The sequence below is a fragment of the Acinetobacter gyllenbergii CIP 110306 = MTCC 11365 genome (genome assembly GCF_000413855.1).
Taxonomy (GTDB): Bacteria; Pseudomonadota; Gammaproteobacteria; order Pseudomonadales; family Moraxellaceae; genus Acinetobacter; species Acinetobacter gyllenbergii.
This window is the reverse complement of sequence record NZ_ATGG01000026.1, coordinates 62,398-68,654: the sequence shown is the minus strand read 5'-3', so window position 1 is coordinate 68,654 and position 6,257 is coordinate 62,398. Positions and strand designations below refer to the sequence as shown.

Here is a 6,257-nt window from a genome sequence, read left to right as displayed (position 1 = left end):
ACAACATCTTTAACCCAAAGTGAGAGGTTAAATGCAACTGAAAGAATGGAGATAGAAAAAAATATACTATAAATATTAATCCAATGGTCTATATTTTCCATAAATTAGTTTCCTAAAGCTGATCTTATAATATCAGCAGATATTCTACCTGAACTTGTCACTTTTTTAATGGCTTTTCCATTATGGAAAATTATTCGAATACCATGCCGATAATCTTGTTCTTTAATAGAGGTTGTACCATCAATGTTTGGATTTGCTTTGGATGCATGACCAATTACAACACTTTTTAATTTACCTGCATTATAGAGCTGCTTAGAAAACTCTGAGGCAAAGCAATTTTCGCCAGAACCTGTATTGCATCCATGTATCTCAACTTTGGACTCATTAGTAAAAGCTTTTAGGTTTAAATCCGAAATTGCATATTGATTTTTTATTTTATTTTCTTTCCTATCAAAGCCTTTGTAGATGGCTTGAAACTTTGAAATATATAGGTTTGAAGCAAGTTGATTTTTGACGGTATTTTCAACATTCTTCTCCAAAGATGAGCCAATGATAAAGTAGATACCATCGGGGTCTCCGTGACAGAAAATATCCAAAGATTGGATTGTATTGGTCAACTGGCTGGCTATTGCTGAAACTATTGTCTTTGCTCCATTACTTATTTGAAATTTTTTGACTGGTAGATCATTTTTATAATCGGAAGCTACATTCTTGGAAGCGAAATTAAAAGCTGAATTATCACTAGCTTTAACTGCGCCACCAATCATCATTAAACGAACAGGCAAATTCATTTTGACCTGCTCAACCTGAGCATTTTGTTTGGTTGTTGTGCGATATTCGTTTTTAGTAACCATGATCATCAGACTCTTCTATTCTTATGCTGATTCCTTCAGCTTGTTCTTTTTCATTTAATTTATGCGTATGGCCTGAAGCATCGGTTGTCCCTTGGATTTTTTCACCACTTGCAAGTTCAATGACATATTTCACATTGGCAAGTGGTTGTTGATCATCTTCATTGATAAGTTGAAATTGACCAGAGTAGCGTTGTGAGGATTCTGCTCGAAATGCTGATGGGCATGGTGCGCCGCCTGCATCGCCAATGACATAACTTTGTTTGGGTTGTAAAGAAGCGCCACAGGAAAATAAATCACCCACAAAGGCAACCGCGATACCATCAAAGATGACATGGTCATTACTTTTTAATAAGGTTGACCAGCATTTGCAACGTGGACAAAAAAAGCCATCCCCAGCCCTTAAAAATAATTGTCCATTGAAGGAACTCCTTTGTTGTGTTGCTTGTACAAAACCACCATGATTTGTCGTTGATCCATTAACTCCAAATGCTCTCATTTTTTGATTCCTGTTCTTTTTTTTAAATTTAATATAAAAAAAGAATTAAATTATTCTTAATAATAGTTGGGGTTCATGGCTTTGTTAATATTTTTTACTTTTTATATACAGAGGTGGCGCATTGATGGAATTACAGAATGTCTAGAAAAGAAGTTATGCCTTAACCAACAAGACACCATTTGACGTTTAAACAACAACAAGGGCTTGTCACAACGCCTGCATCCACATAGCATACAAAACATTGACGATAATAAATGATTTTGGATGACTCGCTGAAATGACCAGCCTTGCACATCATGCAACAGAAAACCGTTCCGTAGCCGAATTCACTGAGCAGGCTTACTTGAACTATGCCATGTACGTGATTATGGATCGTGCATTGCCCCATATCAGTGATGGCTTAAAACCTGTACAGCGCCGTATTGTCTATGCGATGAGCGAGCTGGGTTTAAAGTCGACCGGTAAACCGAAAAAGTCGGCACGTACCGTTGGTGACGTACTCGGTAAATACCATCCACATGGTGACTCAGCCTGTTATGAAGCGATGGTATTGATGGCACAGCCATTTAGCTATCGTTACCCATTGGTGGAAGGTCAGGGCAACTGGGGTTCACCTGATGACCCAAAATCATTTGCGGCCATGCGTTATACCGAAGCTAAACTTTCGGCTTATAGTGAGTTATTACTGAGCGAACTCGGACAGGGCACCAGCGAATGGCAGGATAACTTTGATGGTTCGATGAAAGAGCCCATCACCTTACCTGCACGTATTCCCAATATTTTATTGAACGGTACCACGGGGATTGCGGTGGGGATGGCAACCGATATCCCGCCACATAACTTGCGTGAAGTGGTGAAGGGTACGATTGCACTGATTCGCAATCCTGAAACCACTGATGAAAAATTAGCAGAATATATTCCTGCACCAGATTTACCGACCAAAGCCGAGATTATTACGCCGCCTGAAGAATTACTGAAAATTCAAACCACAGGTCGTGGTAGCTATCGTGTTCGAGCAGTGTATACGGTCGAGAAAAATGAAATCGTGATTAGCGAATTGCCCTATCAGGTTTCTGGTTCAAAAGTTGTGACTCAAATTGCCGATCAAATGATTGCCAAGAAGTTGCCACTGGTGGCAGATATTCGAGATGAATCTGATCATCGCAACCCAACCCGTTTGGTGATTGTACTGCGTTCTAACCGTGTCGATGCAGAAACGGTGATGAGTCACTTATTTGCAACCACGGATTTAGAATCCAGCTATCGCGTGAACCTGAACATGATTGGGGCGGATGGTCGTCCACAGGTGAAATCGATTCGCCGAATCTTGTTAGAGTGGATTGAGATTCGTAAGCAAACGGTAACGCGTCGTTTGCAATACCATTTAACCAAAATTGAAAAGCGTTTACATATCTTGGCAGGTCTTTTAATTGCCTACCTAGATATTGATACTGTGATTCGGATTATTCGTGAAGAAGACCAGCCAAAACCTGTATTGATGCAGCATTTTGGTATTGATGAAATTCAAGCTGAAGCCATTTTAGAACTCAAGCTTCGCCATTTAGCCAAACTTGAAGAAATGGAAATTCGCCGTGAGCAAGAAGAACTGGAAGCCAAAGCTGCCATTATTCGTGAGCAATTGGCAAATCCAGAATCATTGAAAAATTTGATTATCGGGGAATTAAAAGAAGATGCGAAAAAATTTGGTGATGATCGCCGTTCACCAATCGTGGTCCGTGCAGATGCGGTACAGATTAAAGAACAAGATTTAATGCCAGCCGAAGCGGTGACCGTGGTGTTGTCGGAAGCAGGTTGGGTCCGCGCAGCCAAAGGTGCGGAAGTGGATGCTGCTAATCTTAACTTCCGAGCTGGCGACCAGTATTTAAGTCATGCAGTCGGTAAAACCAATCAACGAGTGTACTTCTTGGATGAAACTGGGCGTAGTTATGCCTTGCCAATTAGCAGCTTACCGTCAGCGCGTGGTTTAGGTGAGCCGCTTAGTTCTAAACTGTCTCCAGCCAGTGGGGTTTCATTTATCCAAGTCTTTATTGATGACGATAATAATGAATTACTTGCGGTCAGTTCTAAAGGTTATGGCTTTAAAACCCAAGCTGCACAATTGGATACCAATGCCAAAGCCGGTAAGGCATTCTTGACGGTTGCAGATAAGGGAACAGCTTTACCACTGCTTCCGATCCAGCAAGCAAGCCATGTTGCGATCCTCAGTTCATCAGGGCGTTTACTGATTATTGATTTAGCAGAACTTCCTGTTCTGAATAAAGGTAAAGGTAACAAGTTGATACAACTTGATGAAAAAGAGCAAATTTTATCCATGACAACCCTGAGTTTAGATGAAATAATCCAAGTCGCTGCAGGACAACAGCATCTAAAACTGAAAGGGGACGATCTCCAAAAATATCTAGGAAAAAGAGCAACAAAGGGGCAACTTTTACCACGTGGATATCAAAAAGCAAATAGACTCTTCATTCAGAGATAAGGCTAGTATTCTGTGATACAAATACGTTATATATGGCAATGTATTCATATTGTTTGAATAGATTGACAGGGCAATTCAAAAAGTTAAAAAAAATGTTTTGTCATGGACGTAACGTTGTTACATTTTTAAGGATTACCACTCGGAGATAATGGCATTATGGAAAAGATTTGGTTTGCTGAATACCAAAAGACAGGAATTCCAGAAACAGTTGAACTGCCTGCTGAAAACACCTCACTTGTTGATATTTTTGAACGCAATTTCCAAAAATTTGGTTCACGCGATGCCTTTATCTTCATGGATAAAGTTTTAACATTTAATGAATTAGAAGTCGCTAGCCGTAAATTCGCTGCTTATTTACAAAGCTTAGGTTTAGCAAAAGGAACTCGTGTTGCGGTGATGATGCCGAACGTTTTCCAATATCCAGTGGTGGCTTTAGGTGTGTTCCGTGCAGGTTTAGTGCTTGTAAACGTAAACCCACTGTACACAGCGCGTGAGCTTGAGCATCAATTGAATGACTCGGGTGCTGAAGCGTTGGTGATCATTGAAAACTTTGCCAGCGTTTATCAAAGCATTATTGGTAAAACACCTGTGAAGCATGTTGTGGTGGCTTCTGTGGGTGATATGTTGGGTACCTTAAAAGGGACACTGGTCAACTTCGTTTTACGTAAAGTACGTAAGCAAATTCCTGCATGGAATATCCCAGGCCATACCAAATTTAATGCTGCATTAAATAAAGCCAATCCAAGCAATTATAAACGTCCAAGCTTAACCTTAAGCGATACTGCGGTCCTCCAATACACGGGTGGTACCACAGGTGTTTCTAAAGGTGCAGAACTGACGCATCGTAACCTTGTCGCGAACTTACTGCAGTGTGAAGCGATTTTCTCAAGTAAGTTTGGTGCTTCTGATAGTGCTAAAGGTGATCGCATTGTTTGTGCATTACCGCTGTATCACATCTTTGCATTCATGGTGTGTGCGCTTTACGGTATGTACAAAGGTCAAGCCAATATCTTGATCCCGAATCCTCGCGATTTACCAGCAGTGGTTGGCGAGTTACGTAAATATCAACCTTCATTCTTCCCAGCGGTAAACACCTTGTTTAATGCTTTGGTGAATAACGAAGAATTCAAACAGCTTGACCATAGCAATCTGAAGATGGCGATGGGCGGTGGTATGGCAGTATTGCCATCGACTGCAGCAGCATGGAAAAAGATCACAGGTACAACCATTATCGAAGGTTATGGTTTATCTGAGACTTCGCCTGTTGCAACAGCGAATCCACCTGCAACAACTGAATTCAGTGGCACGATTGGTATCCCATTGCCATTAACTGAAGTTGCGATTTTGGATGATGACGGTAACGAAGTTGCACTGGGTGAACAAGGTGAAATCTCGATCCGTGGCCCACAAGTGATGAAGGGTTATTGGAATCGTCCAGATGAAACTGCGAAAGTGATGACGGCTGACAATTACTTCCGTACGGGTGATATCGGTGTGATGGATTCACGTGGTTATGTGAAGATTGTTGACCGTAAGAAAGACATGATCTTGGTGTCTGGTTTTAACGTTTACCCAAGTGAAATTGAAGAAGTGATTGCGAAGCATCCAAAAGTATTGGAAGTGGCTGCAATTGGCGTTCCAGATGAAAAATCAGGTGAAGTGCCAAAATTATTCATTGTGAAAAAAGATCCATCTTTAACCACTGAAGAAATTATTGCTTATGCAAAACAAAACCTAACAGGCTACAAGTGCCCACGTTATGTTGAGTTTATGGAAGAATTACCGAAATCTAACGTAGGTAAAATCTTACGTAAAGATTTACGTAAACCCGCTTAAGAATCCCACCTAGCCTCCCTTTAAAAAAGGGAGGTACTTGAAAAGCGCCGCAATTGCGGCGCTTTTTTATTTGGATTTATTTAGTACTATTATTTGATTTCATTAACCAACGGTCGATATAAGGACGTCCGATTCCAACAATGCCGACAAATACCACCATAGTGGCCAATTGAAAGCGTAAACGGGTTGGGTCAATGCCATTAAAGCTAAAATAATTATCGGCAACAGCATATAGCACAATCACTGCGAGCCAGTGCCAGAGTGTTAAGCGATAAATACCAACAGCATAAAAGGCCACTGTTAGAATCACAAATGTCCCCAGAGTTGACTGCCAATTCAGATTGGCACAAATCACACTGAGTAAAAATGCCATGATTGGGAGCACGACTTTCAAGACACGATCAACCAAAAGCTGATGTTGTCGTTGCTGTGCCAAAACATCAAACATTTCTTTTTGATCTTGCTGTTGCATAGTTTGACCTTAAAACTGTATGAAAAAACACAACTTTTACACAAAAACGCGGTGTAAAAGAAACGCTTGTAGAACAAGCATAAATGAAAGTTCAATAAATTA

General features: G+C 40.6%; 5 protein-coding genes. 2 read left to right on the top strand and 3 right to left on the bottom strand.

Going from position 1 to position 6,257, the window contains the following annotated elements; genetic code table 11:
- Positions 1 to 104: 104 nt before the first annotated feature.
- A complete protein-coding gene (locus F957_RS04880; protein WP_016660507.1) occupies positions 105 to 854 on the bottom strand; it encodes a hypothetical protein in 750 nt (249 codons plus the stop codon).
- Positions 844 to 1,350, bottom strand: a complete 507-nt coding sequence (locus F957_RS04885) for a PAAR domain-containing protein (protein WP_016540784.1) — start codon at positions 1,348 to 1,350, stop codon at positions 844 to 846. The genes F957_RS04880 and F957_RS04885 overlap by 11 nt, the downstream gene beginning before the upstream one ends.
- Before the next feature lie 277 nt (positions 1,351 to 1,627).
- Here F957_RS04885 and parC point away from each other — a divergent pair, with 277 nt between their 5' ends.
- Together parC and F957_RS04895 are read left to right on the top strand one after the other, a co-directional pair.
- Positions 1,628 to 3,847 carry a DNA topoisomerase IV subunit A gene (gene parC / locus F957_RS04890; protein ID WP_016540785.1) on the top strand — a complete coding sequence of 740 codons (2,220 nt, stop codon included), beginning with the start codon at positions 1,628 to 1,630 and terminating at the stop codon, positions 3,845 to 3,847.
- Positions 3,848 to 4,003: 156 nt separating this feature from the next.
- The gene (locus F957_RS04895) at positions 4,004 to 5,683 is read left to right on the top strand and encodes a long-chain-fatty-acid--CoA ligase (protein ID WP_016540786.1); all 1,680 of its coding nucleotides are present in this window, start codon (positions 4,004 to 4,006) and stop codon (positions 5,681 to 5,683) included.
- Between the two features lie 76 nt (positions 5,684 to 5,759).
- Here F957_RS04895 and F957_RS04900 read toward each other — a convergent pair whose 3' ends face one another.
- The gene (locus F957_RS04900) at positions 5,760 to 6,155 is read right to left on the bottom strand and encodes a hypothetical protein (protein ID WP_016540787.1); all 396 of its coding nucleotides are present in this window, start codon (positions 6,153 to 6,155) and stop codon (positions 5,760 to 5,762) included.
- Between the last annotated feature and the right edge of the window lie 102 nt (positions 6,156 to 6,257).